This window comes from Staphylococcus sp. SA22 (assembly GCF_054165785.1).
Genome location: NZ_JBSZQY010000012.1, coordinates 53,759 through 76,007, shown reverse-complemented (window position 1 = coordinate 76,007; position 22,249 = coordinate 53,759). Strand labels below are relative to the sequence as shown.

Below are 22,249 nucleotides of genomic sequence, written 5' to 3'. Positions count from 1 at the left end.
TATTATTGGGAATCCCAGCTTAAATCATAGATACCGTAAGGGATTTTATTCTTTATTTAAAACTTTGCAACAGAACCATTTAATAGATGGCACGAAAGATCCAAATGTTATTAATCAGTTGAAAAACGCAAATGGAACAACGAATAATAGTGCTGTAAATCCAAGTATTAAAGCAAATGATATTCACACAAAAAGTAATAAACAAATGGCTAAACAACAAAGTATTCATTTGGATAGCAAGAGCAAGTCAGTACATAAGCAACAATTGAAAGAATTACCAAAAACAGGAGTAAACAACGAAAGTAATACAGCAATTATGGCTTTATTTATTGGTTTAATATTGCTTGTAGTAAGTTTAGTGACAAGATTTATAAAATTAAATAGCTATCAATAATAAAAAGGGCCACACCTTGGTTTAAGATTCCAAGCGTGTGGCCTTCTCTTGTTATACAGTCCTATCACTATGTCACTTTTAATCAAAATCGACCGTAATTGCTGCATATCAATTAACGATAGGAATGATTAATTGTGAATCATATTTACCACCAGTATAAATCATGTGCATGCCTTTATTTACGGTTTCTTCATGTTCATAACGTGTTTTCATGCCAGGGGTACTATTACCAATTACAATTTCACTACCTTTTACAACAACTTCCAATGTTTCGCCTTGTTTAAATAGCGTGCCTGAAGGTAACAATTCAATTTCAACAGGTACAATCTCATCTTGTGACAACTTTAATTCTGTTTCATGTTTATGCCAAGGTTGCGCAATTGTGGATTTTTCTTGATCTAATTCACGATGTGATACGCGTAACCAACCAGTAGCTACTTGACCATTTTCAATATGATTAAAATCAGGGAAGTTAACTTCATTACCACGACGATCTAACTTTTTAATACCTGCAAATAAATCCATATCGTCTGAGTCTGTAGTGCTTACCCATAGTTTTAAGTTCATGTTTCCAACTAACTCAGTATCTTTGTCAAACGTATATTTAAAACTTACATCTTGTCGTTTATCTTCAGAGTCATATTGTGCGACATGCGCGCTACTAATCTTTGCATGATTCAATGTGTGATTTTCAGCATTCAAATACAATGGTGTATATTCTGTGTTAGGTAAAGGGAACGCTGACGCTGATTTGAATTCGCCTTTATAAAATTGATCTCTAACTTCATATATGACATGAGGCGTATCTTTCCAATCGTTATTTTCTTCTTTAAGGTAAAAATCAAAGAATGATTTTTGGCGTTCGAGATTTTCTCTAGCGTAGTAACTTTCCCACTCTTTACGTCCATGCACATATAGCCATTTTTCTTCAGATGCAGCTTGTTTAAATCCTTCAAAAGAGCCACGGTTGTGCAAACCTTGTGTAGACCAACTAGCACATGTTAGTAGAGGTGTTTTAATTTGTGATAATGGCACTTGACGCTGTTTCCAAAAATCATCGAACAGAGGGTGTTCTTGTTGTGCTTGAATCAAATCTTCGATATTTGGATTATCTGTCCATCTCGCAAAAATACCTTGAGTCCAGAAACGATAAAAGCCAGTATCCGGTATACCTCCGTGAAAGGTTACTTCTCTATACATATCATTTAAGCCTTCCCAAGGAATCATTGCTTTTAAATGTGGTGGATTTAATGATGCGACCCACCATTGAGTCACCGCAAGATAAGAAACGCCATTTGTCCCGATATTTCCATTACTCCATGACTGATTTGCTGCCCATTCAATCACTTCGTAATAATCTTCCGCTTCTCTTTTTGACCATGGAGATAAGACGCCTTTTGATTTGTCACTACCGCGTAATGCAACTTTAACTACAACATAATCATTTGGCACCCAAAATCCTGGGTCTGGTGATTCTTCAGGTGTAAAACTAGATGTCGGAATGGCTCCTAATGTTGGCCAAAGGGGACCCATATTGGTGATTTTAGGCTTATTATCTTTACCATAAGTATCTGCAGACATAACTACAGGGAATTTGCCATCTTTATTTGGTCTGAAAATATTAATATATAATTTTTCGCCATCGCGCATTTCCACAGTGACATCTTTTTCCATAATCATTTCTTGATTTCCATATTGAACACTGTCGACAACGATGTGGTTAATACCGGCTTTCACTTCATTGACATGAGTGACAGTTAATTTTGGATTTCCTAGTAAATGTTGGTTCATTGTTATCACCTTTTTCTGTTTGTTTGTATCACCTATATTAAACAGGTAAACATTGTGTGCCAATCATCAATCTTGGAGATTTGTGGGATAATGAACATAACGTTTATAATTGTTTATAATCATTGGGGAGGACTTGATATAAATGACTATAGATCGACGTATTAGAAAATCACAAGTTGCAATGAGAAATGCATTTATTGAACTTTTACATCAACACCAATTAGAAGAGATTACTGTGCAACAAATTGCAGATTTAGCTGATGTTAACCGTAGTACATTTTATACGCATTATTATGATAAATATGATTTGCTTGAAAAATTAGAGGACCAGCAGTTGGAGGAAATAAGAGACTTCATTCATGATGAGAAGTTAAATGGAGCAGTTAAGTTATCCACGGATAACATACATCAAATTATGACCGTTTTAATAGAAATGATAGAAAAAGACATCGCATTTTATCAATTGATGTTTCGTATGGGTAAAGATTCAAATATCCACGAAAAACTTTATGATTTAATTATGTGTCATTTACAACGTTATAAAAATGAAAATGATCAAATTAATGGTATACCATTTTCCTATTTCATGAGTTATGTTTCAGGTGCGGGATTGTCTTTGATAAGACATTGGGTAGAAGATTCAAACCGTATAGACAAAGTTGACTTAATAAGGCATTTTAATACGATTGTCAATCAAGGGCCAGCAACGATAATTAAAAATATACAATAAAATAAGGCAAGCCATGAATCGAGAGTGGCTTGCCTTGCTATATAACATAAGCTTATTAAATGATATCTTTATCAATAACATTATTGTTGGATTGCAGTATAGTCTTGACCATTTAACATCCAACGAACACCGTATTTATCGGTAAAGACGCCCATTTTGCCACCCCAGAATTGGTCAGCAAACGGTAATTCTATTTCAATTGAAGAATGATCTTTAATTTGCTCATAGAATGCTTCAACTTTATCAGCATCTTCCTTATTGTTAACATCATAATCAATTAAGAATGATATGCCATTATTAATTTTGTCAGCGCGACCAAAAGAATCAGAACATAGCACTTTTACGCCAAGCACTTCAAATTCAGCATGCATAGTTGCTTCTTGCGCTTCTTCCTTAGTCATACCAAAATGTGACGCTTGTTCTTCGCCAACTTCTAAACGTTTAACGTCAGTTGCACCAAATACTTCTTCGTAATATGCAAGGGCTTCTTTTGAATTTTCAAAAGCGATATAAGGGAATAATGCTGTCATGTAAAACACCTCAATGTATTATTTTTATTACTAACACCATGTTACATTAAAAAATGGCAAAAGTATAACTTTTACGATGAATTGAAGTCAATCTTTTGTAAAATACACGATAATTTATAAGATGAAATTGATTTAAATAAAGTAAACATATATATAACATACAAAAAATGAAAATGACACAGAGACGTATGTGTTGTTTAGTGTTTTAAAATTCAAGTTTAAAAAATGCTTTTAGATACATAAGGGATTTTCAAAATATAAATGCATTAAAATGAATTTATAACTTTTTTGACTGACATTTAATATGAATCATATATAATAGAAGTTAATGATTAAATGTGGGAGGTTAAATCATGATTAATGCTGAACCTATTATCAGTAAAATGAAAAATCAAAAAATTAATTATGACAAGGTGTTGAAGAAATTAATCGGGCAGTGGGAAAGAGAAGCAATCAGACCTAAAATCTTATTGCATAGTTGTTGTGCACCTTGTAGTACATATACATTAGAGTTTTTAACACAATATGCAGACATTGCAATTTATTTCGCGAATTCAAATATTCATCCGAAAAATGAGTACTTACGACGTGCTAAAGTGCAAGAACAATTTGTGGAAGATTTTAATCGCAAGACTGGTGCGAATGTGAAGTATATTGAAGCACCTTATGAACCGCATAAGTTTGTGAAAATGGTGAAGGATAAAGAATTAGCTGATGAAAAAGAAGGCGGTTTACGTTGTACCGCTTGTTTTGAAATGCGTTTGGATATTGTAGCGAAAGCAGCTGTAGAACATGGCTATGATTATTTTGGCAGTGCAATCACGTTATCACCTAAAAAGAACGCACAATTAATCAATGAACTTGGTATGGATGTCCAAAAAATATACGATGTAAACTATTTGCCAAGTGATTTTAAGAAAAGTAAAGGTTATGAGCGTTCCATAGAAATGTGTAATGACTATAATATCTTTAGGCAGTGTTATTGTGGATGTGTCTTTGCAGCGATGCAACAAGGTATTGATTTTAAAACAGTTAATAAAGAAGCGAAAGCATTTTTAGAACAATATCCAGATTAATCATTGGAAATGAGATAAAAGGCAGGCGCATATACAAGCCATGACCTATTAAAAATTATCAAATAGAAACCCGAGACTTTAGTGAAATGAATCATACTAAAATCTCGGGTTATTTATATAATCGTAAATATTGTAGCTATAATGAATAACTGGATCCTGAGACATAAAACAATGTCTCACTCTAATTACATCATTTTATGAACAAATCTTATAATTGCTAAAATGACAATGACAAGTGTTGAAATAAGTGAAAACACTTTAAACTTTTTGTAGTCATTTTTCGTTTCATTTTCTCCTGTTTTCATCATTTCACGTAGCTCTTGCTCGATTTCTAAATCAAGATCTGTTTTACGATAACCATTCAAACCTTGACGTTCATCTTCTTCAGGTTGATTTTGTTGCTGTGTGTCTTTGTTGTCAGAAGTCGCTACTGTTTTTTTATTATCTGTTTCTTTAGTCATAACAAACGCCCCCGTTATAAAACGCTATATTTAATGATATGTGATATTTAAGCCATTATTTTGAAAAATGGTGATAAATATATCTTCTTGAGTTATATCATAATTTTAATAAGACGATTCAGCAAGTTTTAAAGTGTTATTTGCCTACGTTGGATTAGGCATCTAGTCCTATAATATCACTGACATTGTCAAAATGATGATCTTTTAAGTAACGTGCGATGCCTTTGTTCATTTTCTTAGTTAAACCTGGCCCTTCAATAACAAGTGATGAATAAATTTGAATAAGTGACGCACCGTGACGCATCATTTTGATTGCATCTTCAGTACTGAATACGCCGCCTGTACCTATAATTAAAAATTCACCATTTGTTTGCTGATAAGCATACTTAATCAATTTTAAATTACGTTCAAATAATGGACGACCACTCAAACCGCCTTCTTCGACTTTATTAGCAGAAGTTAAACCATCTCGTTGTCGCGTTGTGTTTGCTAAGATGATACCGTCAAATGTCTCAGTAATCGCTGGTAATAGTGCTTTTAAGCCATCGAAATCCATATCAGACGTTAGTTTTAAGTAAATTGGCACTGTTACATCGTGCTGTTTTTTAAATGTTGTCAAAGCTTGACATAACATTGAAAATTCATCTTTATCATGGAAATTTTGAAGGTTTTCAGTATTTGGAGAACTGATATTGACTGTGAAAAATGAAACGTCGTGTTTAAACGTATCAATGACTTTTATATAATCTTGATAACGCGCTTCATAAGGTGTCATTTTATTCACACCAACATTGATACCAACAGGTACTTGATAAGCATTTTTACGCAAATGACTGAGTGCTTTGTTCATACCAATATTATTGAAGCCCATACGATTTATCAAGGCATCATCTTCTAATAATCTGAACATGCGTGGTTGAGGGTTACCCGGTTGAGGTTTAGGTGTGATACCACCTAATTCTAAAGCACCGAATCCAAGGTGTTCCAATGCTTTTGGTACTTCGCAAGATTTGTCGAAACCAGCTGCTAAGCCAATTGGATTGTCGTACGTATTACCTTGTATCGTTTGTGATAACGTTGGATTCTTATAAGTAAATAGTTTATCGACGACTGGGAATAAAACTGGAAATTTTTGTAACGTTTTTAATGCATCGATAGTTAGTCCGTGTGCTTTTTCGGGTTCGATTTTGAATAAGAAAGGTTTAATTAATTTGTACATGAGTATGCTCCTATTTCATTATATTTGAGGCTTACTATCCTCAACTTAATATATGTGAAATATATTCTTTTAATAGACTAGCATTTCCCTACATAATTTCCTAGTTAAAACTAAAAAGTTTTGAAAATTGACGCAAGTACCATAAATAAAATTGAGATTAAATCATCCTAATTAGGCAATATAATAGTATAAAGTAAGCGTAATGGAAGGTGTTTGTATGAATGAACAATGGTTAGAGCATTTACCTTTAAAAGATATTAAAGAGATTTCACCAGTGAGTGGTGGCGATGTAAACGAAGCATATCGAGTCGAAACGGATACGGATACATTTTTCTTACTTGTACAACGTGGACGTAAAGAATCATTCTATGCTGCAGAAATTGCAGGTTTAAATGAATTTGAACGTGCAGGTATCAAGGCACCTAGAGTAATTGCAAGTGGCGAGGTTAACGGTGATGCGTATTTAGTGATGACGTATTTAGAAGAAGGGTCTTCAGGGAGTCAACGCCAATTAGGGCAACTCGTAGCTCAATTACACAGTCAGCAACAAGAAGAAGGCAAATTTGGCTTCTCATTACCTTATGAAGGTGGCGATATTTCTTTTGATAATCATTGGCAAGACGATTGGTGTACCATTTTTGTCGACAAGCGCATGGACCATTTGAAAGATGAGTTGCTAAATAGAGGGCTATGGGATGCCAACGATATCAAAGTATATGACAAAGTGCGACGTCAAATTGTGGCGGAATTAGAAAAGCATCAAAGTAAACCGTCTTTATTACATGGTGACCTATGGGGTGGTAATTATATGTTCTTACAAGATGGTCGTCCGGCGTTATTTGATCCAGCACCATTATATGGTGACAGAGAATTTGATATCGGTATTACAACGGTATTTGGTGGTTTTACGAGCGAATTTTATGATGCATATAATAAACATTATCCACTCGCAAAAGGTGCATCCTATAGACTTGAATTTTATCGTTTATATTTATTGATGGTGCATTTATTGAAATTTGGGGAGATGTACCGTGATAGTGTTGCGCATTCTATGGATAAGATTTTACAAGATACAACAGGTTAGTTATTAAGTTAGATTAAGATAATAATATGCACAGATATTTTTACAATGAGAAGGCCTTCAGCTGCCTCAATAAAAATATTTGTGCTTTTTTATTGTTGGAAAATAAAATTTTAATCTCTATTGTTAATTTCTATAATGCAAAATAAGATTGAGTCACAATAAAAGTGATTTTCTAACTTTTTGTTCAATAAAATTCTAGGAATGATACATATTTATTGATACAATAATTTTGAATATAATCACAAAACAATATTTAAGTATTATTGAATGTTTGAATATCATATATTGATACAGTTTCTAATAATTTTAAAATAATTTAAATGGGAAGAGGTGTAAATGATGAGTACAGTTCAAAGTGATATTTTTAAGACCAATAGTGCATCATCATCTATTAAAAGCGCTGTTGAAACATGTAATAATGTTTCGAAACCGGATAAAGATGAAAGTACAACAGTAAGTGGAAATAATAATGCTCATAGTGTGATAGATGATTTGATTAGTAAGAATCAATCTGTTGCTGAAGCAATACGAACTGCGAGCGATAATATACAAAAAGTTGGTGAGGCTTTTGACCAAACTGACGTAATGATTGGTAATGAAATTGGTAAAAATTAAAACGTGGTGAAATGATGTCGAATAAACTTGATGGAATCAATAAAATGATCACAACGAAACATAAGCAAATGGATGACTTATATGATGAAAAGCAAGAGGTTAAAGCATTGATAGATGAAAGTGATGCGCTTAATCATTCGATAGATCAATTATATCAACATTTAAGTGAGCGTTATTATAGTAGCAATATGGCTAGTCGTATGGAACAGTTCCGCGATGAATTTCATTTTGCGAAACGACGTTCAACGGAAGCGTTATACGAGCAGCAACAGCAAATTCAACATGGCATTCGTAAAGCGGAAGAAGAGATGATTGACTTGGAAATGCGAAGGAATATCGAAATCGAGACGGTGACAAAGGAGGAAAATAAATGGAAACAATAGGAAGCATTATTTATTTAAAAGAAGGTTCGCAAAAGTTAATGATTATTAATAGAGGACCAATTGTAGAAATTGAAAATCAAAAGTATATGTTTGACTATTCTGCATGTAAATATCCGATTGGTGTTGTGGAAGATGAAATTTATTATTTTAACGAGGAAAATATAGATTCAGTTATTTTTAAAGGTTATTCTGATCAAGATGAGGTTAGATTTCAAGAGTTGTTTGATAATATGAAACAAAATTTGGATAGTGAAATTCAACGTGGAGAAGTTACACCACAATAAAGAAATACTTTTTCTTTATTGTGGTGGGACGACGAAATAAATTTTGTAAAAATATGATTTATGTCTCACCGCCAAAATGTTATCTCCAAGTACTGAGGCTGGATGACAACCATTGAATGTCTATCGCAATCATTTGAACTAACCGTAGCATCTTTAAATTTAATAAAAAAGACACATACCAACTTCCGAAATGTAGATGAATTCTCTACAATAACGGAAGTTTTTCTTTTAATATTGAAATTTCTCAAGGATAGGTCTATACTTTATAAATCGTAATTATTACGATTTAAAATCAAAAACAATAACTTGAAATAGATCATTGAGGGAGTGTTAATATGCAACATCATAAAGTGGCTATTATCGGTGCCGGTGCTGCAGGTATAGGTATGGCCATTACCTTAAAAGATTTCGGTATAACAGATGTCATTATTTTAGAAAAAGGAACAGTAGGCCATTCATTTAAACATTGGCCGAAATCGACCCGTACGATTACGCCATCATTTACGTCTAATGGATTTGGCATGCCTGATATGAATGCAATTTCCATGGATACTTCGCCAGCATTTACATTTAATGAAGAACATATTTCCGGAGAAACATATGCTGAATATTTACAAGTGGTTGCCAACCATTACGAGCTGAATATTTTTGAAAATACAGTTGTCACAAATATATCTGTAGATGATGCATATTATACGATTGCAACGACAACAGAGACATATCACGCGGATTATATCTTTGTCGCAACAGGTGATTATAATTTCCCTAAAAAGCCATTTAAATATGGTATTCATTATAGTGAAATTGAAGACTTTGATAACTTTAATAAGGGACAATATGTGGTTATCGGAGGTAATGAAAGTGGTTTTGATGCTGCATATCAACTTGCAAAAAATGGCTCTGACATCGCACTTTATACTAGCACAACCGGTTTAAATGATCCGGATGCTGATCCTAGTGTTAGATTGTCACCTTATACACGTCAGCGACTAGGTAATGTCATTAAGCAAGGTGCTCGCATTGAAATGAATGTACATTATACAGTTAAAGATATTGATTTTAACAACGGACAGTATCATATCAGTTTTGATAGCGGACAAAGTGTGCATACGCCTCATGAACCAATACTAGCAACTGGCTTTGATGCAACAAAAAATCCAATCGTTCAACAATTATTTGCGACAACAAATCAAGATATTAAATTAACAACACATGATGAATCGACACGTTATCCGAATATTTTTATGATTGGTGCAACAGTTGAAAATGATAATGCCAAATTATGCTATATCTATAAATTCAGAGCGCGATTTGCAGTACTTGCACATCTTTTAACACAGCGGGAAGGCTTACCAGCTAAACAAGATGTCATTGAAAATTACCAAAAAAATCAAATGTATTTAGATGATTATTCATGTTGTGAAGTGTCATGCACATGTTAGAAGTGAAATATGATATGAGAACGGGGCATTATACGCCCATACCTAATGAACCTCATTATTTGGTTATTAGTCATGCGGATAAACTTACCGCAACAGAAAAAGCGAAATTAAGATTATTAATCATAAAACAGAAATTAGATATTTCATTGGCAGAAAGTGTAGTTTCTTCGCCTATAGCGAGCGAACATGTGATAGAACAATTGACACTATTTCAACATGAGCGACGACATTTAAGACCTAAAATAAGTGCGACATTTTTAGCCTGGTTGTTGATATTTTTAATGTTTGCATTACCAATCGGTATCGCTTATCAATTTTCAGATTGGTTTCAAAATCAGTATGTATCAGCATGGATAGAATATTTAACTCAAACAACATTGCTCAATCAAGATATATTACAGCATATATTATTTGGTGATTATGGTGTGCTATCACTTGGAACATATTCGCTCGTATGGGCATTGCCGGTCGTAATATTGATCAGCTTATCAACTGCTGTAATTGATCAAACAGGACTTAAATCATGGATGATATGGGCAATTGAACCTTCAATGTTACGGATAGGATTACAAGGTAATGATATCGTGCCACTATTAGAAGGATTTGGATGTAATGCAGCAGCTATTTCACAAGCAGCACACCAATGCCATACCTGCACGAAGACACAGTGTATGAGTTTAATAAGCTTTGGTAGTTCTTGTAGTTATCAAATAGGTGCGACATTATCTATTTTTAGTGTAGCTGGAAAGTCATGGCTATTTATGCCGTACTTAATATTAGTGCTTTTAGGTGGCATCTTACATAATAGGATATGGTTGAAAAAGAATGATCAACAACTTAGCGTTCCGCTACCTTATGATAGGCAATTACATGTGCCAAATATACGTCAAATGTTGCTACAAATGTGGCAAAATATACAAATGTTTATCGTTCAAGCGCTACCTATTTTTATCACAATCTGTCTTATTGTTAGTATTTTATCACTAACGCCAATTTTGAATGTTTTATCACAAATATTTACACCTATATTATCGTTATTAGGCATCTCGTCAGAATTGTCACCAGGGATTTTATTTTCAATGATTCGAAAAGACGGCATGCTCTTGTTTAATTTGCATCAGGGCGCCTTATTACAAGGAATGACAGCAACACAGTTACTACTACTTGTGTTTTTTAGTTCAACATTTACAGCGTGCTCGGTCACAATGACGATGCTTTTGAAGCATTTAGGTGGTCAGTCAGCACTAAAATTAATTGGAAAGCAAATGGTGACATCCTTGTCTTTAGTTATTGGTGTAGGCATCATTGTTAAAATAGTAATGCTGATTATTTAAAAAAGAAATGAACTATAACTGAATATAGAGTCATGTCAGTAAATAGGAAAGCTATCTTGGAATATTCTATTCATATGAAGTATAAGAGGAGAGTCGCAGATGAAAATAGTTATTATAGGTGGGTTTTTAGGTGGCGGTAAAACGACTGTCTTAAATCATTTGCTCGCTGAATCATTAAAGGAGTCGCTGAAACCGGCAGTTATCATGAATGAATTTGGCAAAATGAGTGTTGATGGTGCCTTAGTATCTGAAGACATACCTTTAAGTGAACTGACAGAGGGGTGTATCTGTTGTGCAATGAAAGCAGATGTATCAGAACAGTTACATCAATTATATTTAAAAGAGCAACCAGACATTGTATTTATTGAATGTAGTGGGATTGCAGAACCGGTCTCTGTCTTAGATGCTTGTTTAACGCCTATTTTAGCTCCGTTTACAACAATTACACATATGATTGGTGTAATAGACGCAAGCATGTATAAACACATTAAATCATTCCCTAAAGACATCCAAGGCTTATTTTATGAGCAATTAGCATATTGTTCTGTCTTATTTGTTAATAAAATAGATTCAGCAGATGTTGAAACGACGAGCAAACTATTGAAAGATTTAGAAGTTATTAACCCAGAGGCAGATATACAAGTCGGTATGCATGGCAGCGTCACTTTGCCAATATCAGTTAGACAAATGACAGCTACTTCTGACGATAAACATAAGTCGTTACATCAAATGATTAATCATCAATTTGTGCAATCACCAGTCAAATGTACTAAAGCACAGTTTATAAAACGTTTAGCATGCCTTCCGTCTCATATTTATAGGTTGAAAGGGTTTATGACATTTGAAGACACCACACATACGTATCTCATTCAATTTACACAAGGACAATATGAATTAACACCTGTAGCATTTTCAAAAAAAGTGCCAGAATATTTGGTGCTTATCGGAAAGGGTATTTCAAAAGAAGACTATCAATGTTTGGAACAGTAGTGTTTTCAGTGGAAGAGAATGGTTAACATACTTTCATGTATAATAACGAGTTGATTTGAACGTTTAAACGTAAACAAAAATAAGCTTGGTCAGCCATCAAATATAATTTGAAAACTGTCCAAGCTGTTTTATTAGAGAACGATAGATTAACCCCACATATTTAATAATACGTCAGCAAAGCCTTCAGGTTTTTGAATATAACCTAAGTGACCACCTGGAATATCTACAATAGGTATGCCAGTTTCTTTATTTATATAAAAGTTAACATCTTGTGGGAAGGATCCTCTAGAATCTGTCCCATTTAGTAGGGTGATTTTATCGCTGTATTTTGTGAAATCATCCAAAGTAATATCTGAATGCGTATATTGTCTAATTTCAAATTCTGACCAGAACATCGTACGTTTGTACTGTTCTATACGTCCTTCTTCAGTATCAGCAGGTTGAGACATCATTTTTGCATCAATTGGTGCGATATTTAATGTTTCGCCAAATGTTTTCATGCCTTTTTCTAAGCCTTCTGTTAAAATTTGATGCACAATGTCATCATTTTTATCTTTCCAATAAGTACTGTCTGGTAAAAATGTGTTAATTGGTGGTTCATGAAATGCAATCTTTTTAACGACTTCAGGGTAATCTTTTAACACATGCATCGCAACGATTGAACCTGAACTTGAACCTAATATATAGACAGGTTCATCACTTAATGACTTTGCAAGTTCGGCAATGTCCTGTGCGTCGCGTTTGACACGATAATCACTGTCAGGATTTGAAGCGGAATCAGGGAGTGGTTCAGTTAACTCGCTTTCTCCATAATCACGACGATCAACGGCTACAACAGTAAAATGGTCTTTTAACTGTTCTGCAAGAGGCAGAAAAATGTCTCCGGTACCGTTTGCACCAGGAATAAAGATGAGCACGGGTCCTTGTCCGACTTGGTGGTATCGTAATTTAGCGCCTTGTAATTCTAAAATCTCCATATTCAATGACCTCCATTTGTTAATTGTTAGATGATAAACCTAATAATTTAGCACCATTTGTATAACTTATTTTCTCTTTTTCTTCATCTGTTAAACCCAGTTCATCTAAAAACACACCTAATTTTTCAGGCTCAATATATGGATAATCAGCAGCATAAAGAATTCTATCAATACCTACTTCTTTCTTGACTAAATCAAACTGTGGCTTCGTTAACATGCCACTCGGTGTGATATAAAAATTATTTTTAAAGTAATAGCTTACAGGGTGGTTCAAATGTTCAGCGAATAAAGCTTCATCCATACGTTCTAAGAAGAAGGGGATAAACTCACCCCAATGTCCAATAATCATATTTAACTTTGGATAACGATCAAAAATGCCAGATAATACTAGATGTATTGCATGAATACCGACATCAATGTGCCAACCATAACCAAAACAAGCAAATGTTGCCGCAGTTACTTCAGGATAATTTCCTTTATAGTATGATTGATAAATGTCACTATTAACTGGCGCGGGATGTAGATAAATCGGTACGTCTAAATTTTCAGCTGTTTTGAAAATAATGTCATATTTGTCTTGATCAAGAAAACCATCTTGTGCACGTCCCATAATGAGCGCACCTTTGAATCCTAAATCATTGATGCAACGTTCGAATTCTCGCGCTGCGGCTTCAGGCTCATTGATAGGTAAAGTTGCAAAGCCTACAAAGCGATTGGGATATTGTGCAATATAGTTTGCCAATTGATCATTTGCTTTTTGACATAATTCAATGGCTTTCTGACCAACTAAATTTGAAGGAGACCCATTTCCATAAGATAAGACTTGAATTTGAACGTCTTGATTATTCATAAATTGGATACGTTCATCATGATGTGATAATTCGTCGGCATTTGTAAAACCTGTCTTTTTTTCAAGGCCTTCTAACATTATTTTCATCGGTACACCTTTAGGATCTGCTGACATCGCATTCATCGTTTCTTTTTGAATATCTTCAATGACATAATGTTCTTCAAACGTGATACTTTTCATTTGATTCGCCTCCAAAGTAATTTGTATGTTTATTGCATCTATTGCAGAAACATTTTTTATATACCTCTAATTTCAATGTTTGTAACATAAAATTGATCTACCAAGGCATTTCTCCATCGCCATTAATAAATGTACCTGTTGGGCCATCTACACCAATCGTTGCTAATTGAATGATTGGCTTGATTCCTTCAGAAACATGTTTGGAATTATTACTAAAATCACCAACTAAATCAGTATTGGTAGCGCCTGGGTCAGCAGCATTGATTTGCATGTTAGGTAATCCTTTAGCGTATTGTAATGTTAGCATTGTTACTGCCGATTTAGACGAACAATAAGCTAATGAATTCACTTTAGATTCAGCTGTTTCGGGGTTTGTAACCATTCCAAATGAACCTAAACCACTTGATACGTTGACGACAACAGGTTGTTCAGATTTTTCTAAGAGAGGGACGAATGTGTTCATCATTCGAACGATACCAAATACATTCGTTTGATATACTTCTTCAACGTCACGAGGCGTCAATTTGGAAGGTGCTGAAAATTGACCTGATATACCTGCATTGTTAATGAGGATATCAAGACGACCTTCTTTTTCAGCAATCATGTTATAAGCATTTTTGACTGAGTAGTCACTTGTAACATCTAACTGTACATAATGAACACCTAATTTTTGTGATGCTTGTTGTCCTCTTACGTCATTACGAGAACCTATATAAACTTTGTAACCCAATGCTTTAAGTGCCTCTGCACTTGCATAGCCTAACCCTTTATTGCCTCCTGTGATTAACACAATTTTAGTCATTACGTTCCACCTCATCTAAATAAATGTTTAATAAATAATTTCTGTACGCTTCAATTGAAATATGGCGATGTTCTATTTGGAAGGCAAATACACTAGTTGATAATGATTGCAATAGCATATCAGTTTTGAACTTTGTGAAAATGTCATCATCGCTTTTAAATAAATCATAATAAAAATCAAATAATTCTTGATAAAATGCGCTTTGGTAAAAACGTAATTTATTGTTGCCAGCTTCAATACAATGAAGAAGTGTTTTATTATCGATTTTAAATTGTAAAAGATAATCTAAAGATACTTTCATAACCTCATAATTAGAATGATAGTCATCCTTAATTTGTTTAAATCTAGTTATAAAAGTATTAAGATCTCTTTGTATGACGTAGAAGCATAAATCGCTTTTATCTTTAAAATGTCGATATAGTGTCCCCATACCGATACCTAGTTCTTTAGCAATACGATTCATACTAATGTTTTCAACGCCTTCTTCATCAAAAAGTTTGTGCGCTATTTCTTCAATTCGTTGCCTATTCTCTATGGCATCCTTTCGCATTGTTCCACCTACTTATAGTTCTCTAAAATTGACAAACGGATAACTCTCCGTTTATTATAAAACGTGTTAAGAAAGTTAGCAATGAATTTGCAATAACTATTAAATATCATAAAAGAAAAGAGTATTGATAATGTCTTTAAATAAAGAGCAAAGACGCATCACAGCTGAAGAATTGCAAGCACATTTTGAAGAATCTACCTTATCGGTTCAAATGATTGCTGAAAAACTGAATGTCACTACAGAAGATGTGGAAAAAGTATTAGCTATGACAGCGCCACTAGGCATTTTTAGTCATCAATTACAACGATTTATTCATTTAGTATGGGATGTCAGAGATGTAATAAACGACAATATTAAAGGAAATGGACAAACACCAGAACCATATACGTATTTAAAAGGTGAAAAAGAGGACTATTGGTTTTTAAGATAAAAGGGGAGTGGATCTAAAATGAAAGATATTTTAGTAATAGGCGCAACAGGGAAGCAAGGTAATGCAGTTGTAAAACAGTTGTTAGAGGATGGATGGTATGTAAGTGCATTAACTAGAAATAAGAATAATCGTAAACTTTCAGACATAGGACATCCGCATTTATCAATCGTTGAAGGTGATCTGAGTGATAATGTTAGTTTGCAATCAGCGATGAAAGGGAAGTATGGCTTATACAGTATTCAGCCAATCGTTAAAGATGATGTTAACGAAGAATTAAGACAAGGTATGAAGATAATTGAAATAGCTGAGCAAGAAAATATTCAACATATTGTGTATAGTACTGCGGGAGGGGTTAATCGAAATCGAACTGGCCCACACTTTGAAGTACTAGCAAAAATAGAAAATAGATTAATGGAATCTAATATAAATGCAACAATTATCAAACCATCATTCTTTATGGATAATTTTTTACGCATTGCTAAAGTCGAAGATGAACGTATTACATTACCAGAATTTATTAATCCGAATATAAAATTCACAATGATTTCTTCTATTGATATAGCTAAAATTGCATCGTATATTTTTGCACATCCACAAAGCTTTACGCATCAATCAATAGAGATTGGTTCCGATGAAGTTACATTAAGTGAAGCAGCAACAATTTTTAGTGAAGTGACAGGTAAATCGACTGTTATAGAAGGAGAATTTGTTAGTGGTGTTGCAGAAAAGCAATGGTTGGAAGAAAAAGGTTATGAAGTAGACTTTGAATTAATGGCTGAAATAAATCCAACAAGATTATCATTAAGTGATTGGCTTAAAGTCCAAGACTATAATAAGTAATGAATGGGGTGCAATCATGATTCAATCAATGTGGTTTAATTTACATGTGCAAGATTTAGAAAAGAGCGCACAGTTTTATAAAGCGTTAGGATTTAAAATAAATAGAAACCCACAAATGTTAGATAAAATGGTCGGCATTCAAATAGGTCAAACAACCGTAATTTTAATAGAAAACAAGCATTTTCAAAATGTAAGTCAGCAAAGCCTTAATACTGAACCAAATGAAGTGATGATTTCTTTAGGTGTGAATACAAATGAAGAAGTTGACCAGTTGGTGAATAAAGTGAAAGAAGCGGGTGGCACAGTCGTTCAAGAACCAACAGTAAGCCAAGGGTTTTATGGTGCAATGTTCAAAGATCTTGATGGACACCATTTTAATTTTTTAGTCTGCTAAAATGAAATTCTCAAAAGAATAAATAAAAAGCCCATACAGAGATGGAGCGTAATGTGCACATGTCGTAAGAGACGTGGTGCGACACATTAGTGTCTTCAATCAGTATGGGCTTTGTTTATGAGGTCAGTTGGCACCTTAAGTGCAATACCTCGTGAGCAAATATTAATTTTGAATATAACCGTATTGTTGGCGAAGATCATAAACTTTATCTGGTGTGACATCTTGACCGATTGGATCAACCACTTTTATTGTGGAAAATGTTGTTAATACTTGTCCTCGGATCATGCTTAAGTAGTCTTGGCGCAATGCATGTTGTTCTTGTTTTTCAGCTACAGTAAGTGGTTGTACTTTTTCTTTATTTGCAAGTTCATTAATTCTATCTAAAATTTTCATATTGTCATATCCTCCTTAGAATCAAGTGTTGATATATTTTGAGATTATTTCTATAAGGTAATTTATCAACACATTCAGTAATGTTTTTAGTTTCTCGGTCTTTTGACCAGCAGATTTTTGGAATTAAAATAAGGGGTTTGAGACACGATTTTAATAGTAGTATGATGGCAAAGTGATGTTATTGAAGTGTCGTTTGATATACATGTCTGCAATGTTGTTTTATAAGACAGGATGACGTAGCTGAGCAAAGAAATGAGCATTGTCGAATGACATCATGTGTCTTATTAAAATTGCAATGGGCATAGCATAGGTATATTCACAGTCGATTTTCTTGATTTCTACATTATCATAATGCGTAGTGTAAAAGTTATACGACAGTCGATAGTCGATTCGCTTTTTACCACGAGCAATTATTATGTGTTGCTTCAACTTCGACTTCAATTTACTTGTAATGAATGTCATTAGACTCTGACTATTCTGATTAATATTTAATATGTTATGCGTGTGTTCAAACCCCTGAGGTTCATCTGTCTCGCTCACGTCAATCCCTCCTATCTTAGTATTTAAACAACGCATATCAACTATACGACATGTGTTGTTTAGACATACTATACTACTATGTCGTACGTTTGCCAATAAACACGCACATATCATTTGTTGCCTAAACAACATATTGCCTGAAGTGTTGTTTAAGTACGCAAAAACAAAAATGCTTGTCACTAAAATCTATATGTTTTAATGACAAGCTTATTTTCATTCAGTTAACGACTGCCAATATGACATTGTAGAGTATAGGACGTTGATTTATGTCCTAGACACGGCTAATCAATCGTAATACGTTAAATTTTATTGTGTGTACAAGTATGAACCTAAGTCACATAGTGATTTCTAGATGCATGACTAAATACCAAGTTTAATTAAAAATGTGCTATATGATGAATTAAAAATGGAAGGTTGCGATCGATAAACACATCGGCTGTCTCTTGGCTCGTGTTAAACCAATGTAATGCTAAGCCTGATATACCAGCTGCTAAAAAACTCCCACTATTTACAATGATATCTCGTTGATGCTCTGGGTAGCTGTTTTCTAACATAATCGCAAAAATATCTTCTAATTCATTATTAATACGTTGATGTGCTTTGTTACAAAATGCTTCACTATTTAATTCGCAAGACTTTGCAGCATCTTTGATATAACTCGCAATTGAAATGAAAATATTACGCAGTACCTTTTCATTAATGACACTAGAAATGCTCAAGTTATCATTCAAGTCTTTTAAAATGGTTACAGACAATGTGTAGTCTAGGAGGTCTTCTTTATCAGTGAAATGAGCGTAAAATGTTGCACGATTTAGCGTAGCAATATCAGTGATATCTTTAACTGTAATTTGAGATAATTTCTTTTCTCTAGAAATTTTAAGAAAAGCATCGACAAGCAATTGTTTGGTTCTAACGATTCTTGGATCTATGGATTTACTTTCCATCATTTGTTCACTACCTAACATCTGTTGTTTTAACACTTATTATCAGTATCTTCTATTATATTGTCAATTGTGTTGATGATATGTAAGTGCTGATACGCTCCTAACAAATAATGTACCTTTTTGGTAAGCATTTGAATGTCTTTCTTCTATTATATTAATGGATTTTAAAAATGAAGATAAAATAAAAGTGTATTGTAACAATATGTTTGAAAAATTGCCAATTTCTTTATCTAAAAATTCAGAATTTTGTGATATACTATTTTTCATAGTCTTGAGTTATAGATGATACTGCTAGCCTAAATATAACAACATCGGCATGCACATCTTAGAATTTAAGCTAGTGGCAGCTTATAACTTAAGGCTCTTTATTATTTGCATAAAGATGTATATACATAAATGGAAGGATGATATTATGACATCAATTAAAACAATTACACCCAAAGATTTTATATTTAGAGTTTTATCAGGTGTCGCCATAGGTATTGTTGCGGGTTTAGTTCCTAATGCGATACTTGGAGAAATTTTTAAATACTTTATGGATTATCATCCGATTTTTAAAACGTTATTAGGCGTTGTCGTTGCAATTCAATTTACAGTACCTGCTTTGATTGGTGCATTGGTTGCCATGAAATTTGACCTATCGCCATTAGCAATTGCTGTTGTGGCAAGTGCAGCATATGTAGGAAGCGGTGCAGCGCAGTTTAAAAATGGTGCTTGGATGATTACGGGTATTGGTGATTTAATTAATACAATGATTACAGCAGCGATTGCAGTGTTGTTCATTTTACTTATTCAACATCGCGTAGGTAGTATGGCATTGATTGTATTCCCAACAGTTGTTGGCGGTATTTCAGGTGCAATTGGTGTTTTAATATTGCCGTATACGAAAATGATTACAACAGCCATCGGTAATATGGTTAATGGTTTTACAGAATTACAACCAATTGTCATGAGTATTTTGATTTCAATGGTATTTAGTCTTATTATTATTTCTCCACTATCAACTGTGGCCATTGCCTTTGCGATAGGTATTACAGGTTTAGCAGCTGGGTCAGCGTCAATTGGTATTTCCGCGACTGAAGCAGTATTGATAATTGGTACAAGTAAAGTGAATCGTTTAGGGGTGCCGTTATCCGTCTTCTTTGGAGGTGTTAAAATGATGATACCTAACATGGTGAAATATCCAATTCTTATGTTACCAATATTGACGACAGCCATTGTATCAGGTTTGGTATCAGCATTAGTAGGTATTCATGGAACGAAAGAGTCAGCTGGATTTGGTTTTATAGGGATGGTAGGACCGATTAATGCATTTAAATTTATGGAGGTTGATTCTGCTTGGTTGAGTGTCTTACTAATTGTAGTAGCGTTCTTTGTTGTACCATTTGTAACAGCTTGGCTTGCAGATATCATTTATCGTAAAGTGTTTCGTTTATATACTAATGATATTTTTAAATTCATGGGATAAGGACAGTATGTTTTTTGAAAATATGAGACCAAAAATTATTTAATGTTATTGTGAATTGAGAGAATAAAGTTTAACAATATAATTGAGCTGTAGTTTATTTGTGCTTATAAAAGATAAGTCAATCCACAAAAGATGTGTGCATAGTAACTTTGAATATATAACAATAATAGCAATCAACACATTTGCAGAATCATATGTGTTGATTGCTTTTTAATTGCGTTTAATGTACGAAAATAAGAGAAGTTACATGTCAGATATATTACAGCTATGTAACAAAAATACAATCTGTAATATTACGAAAGTTGTAATAGTTGAGCTAAACATAGTAAAAATCTTATGTGTTAAAGACTATTTCAAGGGTTGATTGGATTCTAAAAGGTACATATTTCACATTGCAGTATAAAACAGCCATATTTCAACATTACAAATAAAACTTGATATTGTAATGTTTTGTAAAGAAAGTGTAATTTACTGGCTGGTTTTTTGTGATATAGTGATTACCGTTGAAAGAAATAAAAGACAATTTAAACTTGCACTACGACATTTCAAATTCAAAATATAATTACTAAAAACATAAACTTACAATTATTACTGGAGGATTTTTTACTATGAAAAAGACAATTATGGCATCATCATTAGCAGTGGCATTAGGTGTAACAGGTTACGCAGCAAGCACAGGACATGAAGCACACGCTGCTGAAATGAACGTTGATCAAGCACACTTAGTTGACTTAGCACACAATCACCAAGATCAATTAAATGCAGCTCCAATCAAAGATGGTGCATATGACATCCACTTTGTAAAAGATGGTTTCCAATATAACTTCACTTCAAATGGTACTACATGGTCATGGAGCTATGAAGCAGCTAATGGTCAAACTGCTGGTTTCTCAAACGTTGCAGGTGCAGACTACACTACTTCATACAACCAAGGTTCAAATGTACAATCAGTAAGCTACAATGCACAATCAAGTAACTCAAACGTTGAAGCTGTTTCAGCTCCAACTTACCATAACTACAGCACTTCAACTACTTCAAGTTCAGTGAGATTAAGCAATGGTAATACTGCAGGTGCTACTGGTTCATCAGCAGCTCAAATCATGGCTCAACGTACTGGTGTTTCAGCTTCTACATGGGCTGCAATCATCGCTCGTGAATCAAATGGTCAAGTAAATGCTTACAACCCATCAGGTGCTTCAGGTTTATTCCAAACTATGCCAGGTTGGGGTCCAACAAACACTGTTGACCAACAAATCAACGCAGCTGTTAAAGCATACAAAGCACAAGGTTTAAGCGCTTGGGGATTCTAATTCCTTCATAATTAATAAAAGTAATGTTTAGACATTAAATATATAGCTCTTCCCATAGAAATTGGGAAGAGTTTTTTTATTAATTAAAAATACATTTCTTAAAAAGTGGATATTGAAGTTAGGGAAATTTATTGGACTTTATTGTATTACTGCTAAAATACTTGTCTTTATTAAGTGCCAAGTGGAATGAAACTTCATTTGAGGATGTACTGAGTACACTAGATACAAACTAAACGCG

Annotated in this window: 27 protein-coding genes and 1 pseudogene; 17 read left to right on the top strand and 11 right to left on the bottom strand. The window is 33.8% G+C overall.

From position 1 onward, the window contains the following. A partial coding sequence (locus ACXQH5_RS10685) for an LPXTG cell wall anchor domain-containing protein (RefSeq protein WP_228766845.1) occupies positions 1-394 on the top strand: 394 nt, incomplete at its 5' end. Between the two features lie 108 nt (positions 395-502). On the opposite strand, the gene ACXQH5_RS10680 is transcribed toward ACXQH5_RS10685, so the two are convergent. After that, complete coding sequence (locus tag ACXQH5_RS10680; RefSeq protein ID WP_001071592.1) at positions 503-2,185, bottom strand: CocE/NonD family hydrolase; 1,683 nt, start codon at positions 2,183-2,185, stop codon at positions 503-505. Between the two features lie 56 nt (positions 2,186-2,241). Here ACXQH5_RS10680 and ACXQH5_RS10675 point away from each other — a divergent pair. Both ACXQH5_RS10675 and ACXQH5_RS10670 read left to right on the top strand, forming a co-directional pair. Further along, positions 2,242-2,350 (top strand): annotated as a pseudogene (locus tag ACXQH5_RS10675) (hypothetical protein). Beyond that, entirely contained in the window at positions 2,328-2,915 is a 588-nt protein-coding gene (locus ACXQH5_RS10670) for a TetR/AcrR family transcriptional regulator (RefSeq protein ID WP_000151115.1), read from the top strand. Before ACXQH5_RS10675 ends, ACXQH5_RS10670 begins: the two are co-directional and overlap by 23 nt. Positions 2,916-2,995: 80 nt before the next feature. Here ACXQH5_RS10670 and ACXQH5_RS10665 read toward each other — a convergent pair whose 3' ends face one another. Next, on the bottom strand, positions 2,996-3,445 hold the full coding sequence (locus tag ACXQH5_RS10665) for a VOC family protein (RefSeq protein ID WP_000125704.1): 450 nt from the start codon (positions 3,443-3,445) through the stop codon (positions 2,996-2,998). A gap of 353 nt (positions 3,446-3,798) precedes the next feature. On the opposite strand from ACXQH5_RS10665, the gene ACXQH5_RS10660 reads away from it, so the two are divergent. Then, entirely contained in the window at positions 3,799-4,521 is a 723-nt protein-coding gene (locus tag ACXQH5_RS10660) for an epoxyqueuosine reductase QueH (RefSeq protein WP_000606210.1), read from the top strand. Positions 4,522-4,706: 185 nt separating this feature from the next. On the opposite strand, the gene ACXQH5_RS10655 is transcribed toward ACXQH5_RS10660, so the two are convergent. Both ACXQH5_RS10655 and ACXQH5_RS10650 read right to left on the bottom strand, forming a co-directional pair. Further along, positions 4,707-4,982, bottom strand: coding sequence for a hypothetical protein (locus ACXQH5_RS10655; protein WP_000159837.1), 276 nt, complete (start codon positions 4,980-4,982; stop codon positions 4,707-4,709). 154 nt (positions 4,983-5,136) lie between these two features. Then, on the bottom strand, positions 5,137-6,201 hold the full coding sequence (locus ACXQH5_RS10650) for a quinone-dependent dihydroorotate dehydrogenase (RefSeq protein ID WP_000277419.1): 1,065 nt from the start codon (positions 6,199-6,201) through the stop codon (positions 5,137-5,139). A gap of 217 nt (positions 6,202-6,418) precedes the next feature. On the opposite strand from ACXQH5_RS10650, the gene ACXQH5_RS10645 reads away from it, so the two are divergent. From ACXQH5_RS10645 to ACXQH5_RS10615, 7 genes are all read left to right on the top strand, one after another. Beyond that, the gene (locus ACXQH5_RS10645) at positions 6,419-7,285 is read left to right on the top strand and encodes a fructosamine kinase family protein (RefSeq protein ID WP_001005506.1); all 867 of its coding nucleotides are present in this window, start codon (positions 6,419-6,421) and stop codon (positions 7,283-7,285) included. A gap of 336 nt (positions 7,286-7,621) precedes the next feature. After that, positions 7,622-7,900, top strand: a complete 279-nt coding sequence (locus tag ACXQH5_RS10640) for a TIGR04197 family type VII secretion effector (protein WP_000987947.1) — start codon at positions 7,622-7,624, stop codon at positions 7,898-7,900. 14 nt (positions 7,901-7,914) lie between these two features. Beyond that, positions 7,915-8,283 carry a hypothetical protein gene (locus tag ACXQH5_RS10635; RefSeq protein WP_000066370.1) on the top strand — a complete coding sequence of 123 codons (369 nt, stop codon included), beginning with the start codon at positions 7,915-7,917 and terminating at the stop codon, positions 8,281-8,283. Then, positions 8,271-8,567: a DUF4176 domain-containing protein gene (locus ACXQH5_RS10630; protein ID WP_000447706.1), complete on the top strand. Its 297-nt coding sequence runs from the start codon at positions 8,271-8,273 to the stop codon at positions 8,565-8,567. The genes ACXQH5_RS10635 and ACXQH5_RS10630 overlap by 13 nt, the downstream gene beginning before the upstream one ends. A 335-nt stretch (positions 8,568-8,902) precedes the next feature. Continuing rightward, a complete protein-coding gene (locus tag ACXQH5_RS10625) occupies positions 8,903-10,009 on the top strand; it encodes an NAD(P)/FAD-dependent oxidoreductase (protein WP_001163757.1) in 1,107 nt (368 codons plus the stop codon). After that, a complete protein-coding gene (locus ACXQH5_RS10620) occupies positions 10,003-11,343 on the top strand; it encodes a nucleoside recognition domain-containing protein (protein WP_000895203.1) in 1,341 nt (446 codons plus the stop codon). Before ACXQH5_RS10625 ends, ACXQH5_RS10620 begins: the two co-directional genes overlap by 7 nt. Before the next feature lie 99 nt (positions 11,344-11,442). Then, positions 11,443-12,333 carry a CobW family GTP-binding protein gene (locus ACXQH5_RS10615; protein WP_000706513.1) on the top strand — a complete coding sequence of 297 codons (891 nt, stop codon included), beginning with the start codon at positions 11,443-11,445 and terminating at the stop codon, positions 12,331-12,333. A 146-nt stretch (positions 12,334-12,479) separates the two neighbouring features. On the opposite strand, the gene ACXQH5_RS10610 is transcribed toward ACXQH5_RS10615, so the two are convergent. The 4 genes from ACXQH5_RS10610 to ACXQH5_RS10595 all read right to left on the bottom strand — a co-directional run bounded on the left by ACXQH5_RS10610 (position 12,480) and on the right by ACXQH5_RS10595 (position 15,692). Next, entirely contained in the window at positions 12,480-13,310 is an 831-nt protein-coding gene (locus ACXQH5_RS10610; RefSeq protein WP_000404213.1) for an alpha/beta hydrolase, read from the bottom strand. Between the two features lie 19 nt (positions 13,311-13,329). After that, on the bottom strand, positions 13,330-14,340 hold the full coding sequence (locus ACXQH5_RS10605) for an amidohydrolase family protein (protein ID WP_000836433.1): 1,011 nt from the start codon (positions 14,338-14,340) through the stop codon (positions 13,330-13,332). A gap of 97 nt (positions 14,341-14,437) precedes the next feature. Continuing rightward, on the bottom strand, positions 14,438-15,142 hold the full coding sequence (locus tag ACXQH5_RS10600; protein WP_000161830.1) for an SDR family NAD(P)-dependent oxidoreductase: 705 nt from the start codon (positions 15,140-15,142) through the stop codon (positions 14,438-14,440). After that, a complete protein-coding gene (locus ACXQH5_RS10595; RefSeq protein WP_001224178.1) occupies positions 15,135-15,692 on the bottom strand; it encodes a TetR/AcrR family transcriptional regulator in 558 nt (185 codons plus the stop codon). The genes ACXQH5_RS10600 and ACXQH5_RS10595 overlap by 8 nt, the downstream gene beginning before the upstream one ends. A 130-nt stretch (positions 15,693-15,822) precedes the next feature. On the opposite strand from ACXQH5_RS10595, the gene ACXQH5_RS10590 reads away from it, so the two are divergent. From ACXQH5_RS10590 to ACXQH5_RS10580, 3 genes are read left to right on the top strand one after another with little or no spacing between them, the layout of a single operon-like run. Next, positions 15,823-16,122, top strand: coding sequence for a DUF2316 family protein (locus tag ACXQH5_RS10590; RefSeq protein ID WP_000055856.1), 300 nt, complete (start codon positions 15,823-15,825; stop codon positions 16,120-16,122). 18 nt (positions 16,123-16,140) lie between these two features. After that, positions 16,141-16,962 (top strand): NmrA/HSCARG family protein, encoded by an 822-nt coding sequence (locus ACXQH5_RS10585; protein ID WP_000651833.1) that lies wholly within the window; start codon positions 16,141-16,143, stop codon positions 16,960-16,962. 16 nt (positions 16,963-16,978) lie between these two features. Next, the gene (locus tag ACXQH5_RS10580) at positions 16,979-17,356 is read left to right on the top strand and encodes a VOC family protein (protein ID WP_000616227.1); all 378 of its coding nucleotides are present in this window, start codon (positions 16,979-16,981) and stop codon (positions 17,354-17,356) included. Between the two features lie 162 nt (positions 17,357-17,518). Here the strand turns inward: ACXQH5_RS10580 and ACXQH5_RS10575 are convergent, their stop codons facing one another. The 3 genes from ACXQH5_RS10575 to ACXQH5_RS10565 form a co-directional block, all read right to left on the bottom strand. Beyond that, positions 17,519-17,749 (bottom strand): DUF896 domain-containing protein, encoded by a 231-nt coding sequence (locus ACXQH5_RS10575; RefSeq protein WP_000697134.1) that lies wholly within the window; start codon positions 17,747-17,749, stop codon positions 17,519-17,521. Between the two features lie 219 nt (positions 17,750-17,968). Beyond that, positions 17,969-18,469 (bottom strand): hypothetical protein, encoded by a 501-nt coding sequence (locus ACXQH5_RS10570; RefSeq protein WP_078065156.1) that lies wholly within the window; start codon positions 18,467-18,469, stop codon positions 17,969-17,971. A 197-nt stretch (positions 18,470-18,666) separates the two neighbouring features. Then, entirely contained in the window at positions 18,667-19,236 is a 570-nt protein-coding gene (locus ACXQH5_RS10565; RefSeq protein ID WP_078065187.1) for a TetR/AcrR family transcriptional regulator, read from the bottom strand. Between the two features lie 184 nt (positions 19,237-19,420). Here ACXQH5_RS10565 and ACXQH5_RS10560 point away from each other — a divergent pair, with 184 nt between their 5' ends. From ACXQH5_RS10560 to isaA, 3 genes are all read left to right on the top strand, one after another. Continuing rightward, positions 19,421-19,519 (top strand): hypothetical protein, encoded by a 99-nt coding sequence (locus ACXQH5_RS10560; RefSeq protein WP_223181132.1) that lies wholly within the window; start codon positions 19,421-19,423, stop codon positions 19,517-19,519. Between the two features lie 126 nt (positions 19,520-19,645). After that, positions 19,646-20,701, top strand: coding sequence for a PTS transporter subunit IIC (locus ACXQH5_RS10555; RefSeq protein WP_000200684.1), 1,056 nt, complete (start codon positions 19,646-19,648; stop codon positions 20,699-20,701). Between the two features lie 608 nt (positions 20,702-21,309). Further along, a complete protein-coding gene (gene isaA, locus ACXQH5_RS10550) occupies positions 21,310-22,011 on the top strand; it encodes a lytic transglycosylase IsaA (protein WP_000751271.1) in 702 nt (233 codons plus the stop codon). The last annotated feature ends 238 nt before the right edge of the window (positions 22,012-22,249 follow it).

Coding starts and splice junctions, on each gene's coding strand:
- ACXQH5_RS10650 (WP_000277419.1), bottom strand. CDS start 6,201: ATGTACAAATTAATTAAACCTTTCTTATTCAAAATCGAACCCGAAAAA.
- ACXQH5_RS10645 (WP_001005506.1), top strand. CDS start 6,419: ATGAATGAACAATGGTTAGAGCATTTACCTTTAAAAGATATTAAAGAG.
- ACXQH5_RS10620 (WP_000895203.1), top strand. CDS start 10,003: ATGTTAGAAGTGAAATATGATATGAGAACGGGGCATTATACGCCCATA.
- ACXQH5_RS10605 (WP_000836433.1), bottom strand. CDS start 14,340: ATGAAAAGTATCACGTTTGAAGAACATTATGTCATTGAAGATATTCAA.
- ACXQH5_RS10575 (WP_000697134.1), bottom strand. CDS start 17,749: ATGAAAATTTTAGATAGAATTAATGAACTTGCAAATAAAGAAAAAGTA.
- ACXQH5_RS10625 (WP_001163757.1), top strand. CDS start 8,903: ATGCAACATCATAAAGTGGCTATTATCGGTGCCGGTGCTGCAGGTATA.
- ACXQH5_RS10565 (WP_078065187.1), bottom strand. CDS start 19,236: ATGATGGAAAGTAAATCCATAGATCCAAGAATCGTTAGAACCAAACAA.
- ACXQH5_RS10555 (WP_000200684.1), top strand. CDS start 19,646: ATGACATCAATTAAAACAATTACACCCAAAGATTTTATATTTAGAGTT.
- ACXQH5_RS10595 (WP_001224178.1), bottom strand. CDS start 15,692: ATGCGAAAGGATGCCATAGAGAATAGGCAACGAATTGAAGAAATAGCG.
- ACXQH5_RS10665 (WP_000125704.1), bottom strand. CDS start 3,445: ATGACAGCATTATTCCCTTATATCGCTTTTGAAAATTCAAAAGAAGCC.
- ACXQH5_RS10585 (WP_000651833.1), top strand. CDS start 16,141: ATGAAAGATATTTTAGTAATAGGCGCAACAGGGAAGCAAGGTAATGCA.
- ACXQH5_RS10655 (WP_000159837.1), bottom strand. CDS start 4,982: ATGACTAAAGAAACAGATAATAAAAAAACAGTAGCGACTTCTGACAAC.
- ACXQH5_RS10660 (WP_000606210.1), top strand. CDS start 3,799: ATGATTAATGCTGAACCTATTATCAGTAAAATGAAAAATCAAAAAATT.
- ACXQH5_RS10600 (WP_000161830.1), bottom strand. CDS start 15,142: ATGACTAAAATTGTGTTAATCACAGGAGGCAATAAAGGGTTAGGCTAT.
- ACXQH5_RS10635 (WP_000066370.1), top strand. CDS start 7,915: ATGTCGAATAAACTTGATGGAATCAATAAAATGATCACAACGAAACAT.
- ACXQH5_RS10615 (WP_000706513.1), top strand. CDS start 11,443: ATGAAAATAGTTATTATAGGTGGGTTTTTAGGTGGCGGTAAAACGACT.
- ACXQH5_RS10580 (WP_000616227.1), top strand. CDS start 16,979: ATGATTCAATCAATGTGGTTTAATTTACATGTGCAAGATTTAGAAAAG.
- ACXQH5_RS10610 (WP_000404213.1), bottom strand. CDS start 13,310: ATGGAGATTTTAGAATTACAAGGCGCTAAATTACGATACCACCAAGTC.
- ACXQH5_RS10640 (WP_000987947.1), top strand. CDS start 7,622: ATGATGAGTACAGTTCAAAGTGATATTTTTAAGACCAATAGTGCATCA.
- ACXQH5_RS10630 (WP_000447706.1), top strand. CDS start 8,271: ATGGAAACAATAGGAAGCATTATTTATTTAAAAGAAGGTTCGCAAAAG.
- isaA (WP_000751271.1), top strand. CDS start 21,310: ATGAAAAAGACAATTATGGCATCATCATTAGCAGTGGCATTAGGTGTA.
- ACXQH5_RS10590 (WP_000055856.1), top strand. CDS start 15,823: ATGTCTTTAAATAAAGAGCAAAGACGCATCACAGCTGAAGAATTGCAA.
- ACXQH5_RS10670 (WP_000151115.1), top strand. CDS start 2,328: ATGACTATAGATCGACGTATTAGAAAATCACAAGTTGCAATGAGAAAT.
- ACXQH5_RS10680 (WP_001071592.1), bottom strand. CDS start 2,185: ATGAACCAACATTTACTAGGAAATCCAAAATTAACTGTCACTCATGTC.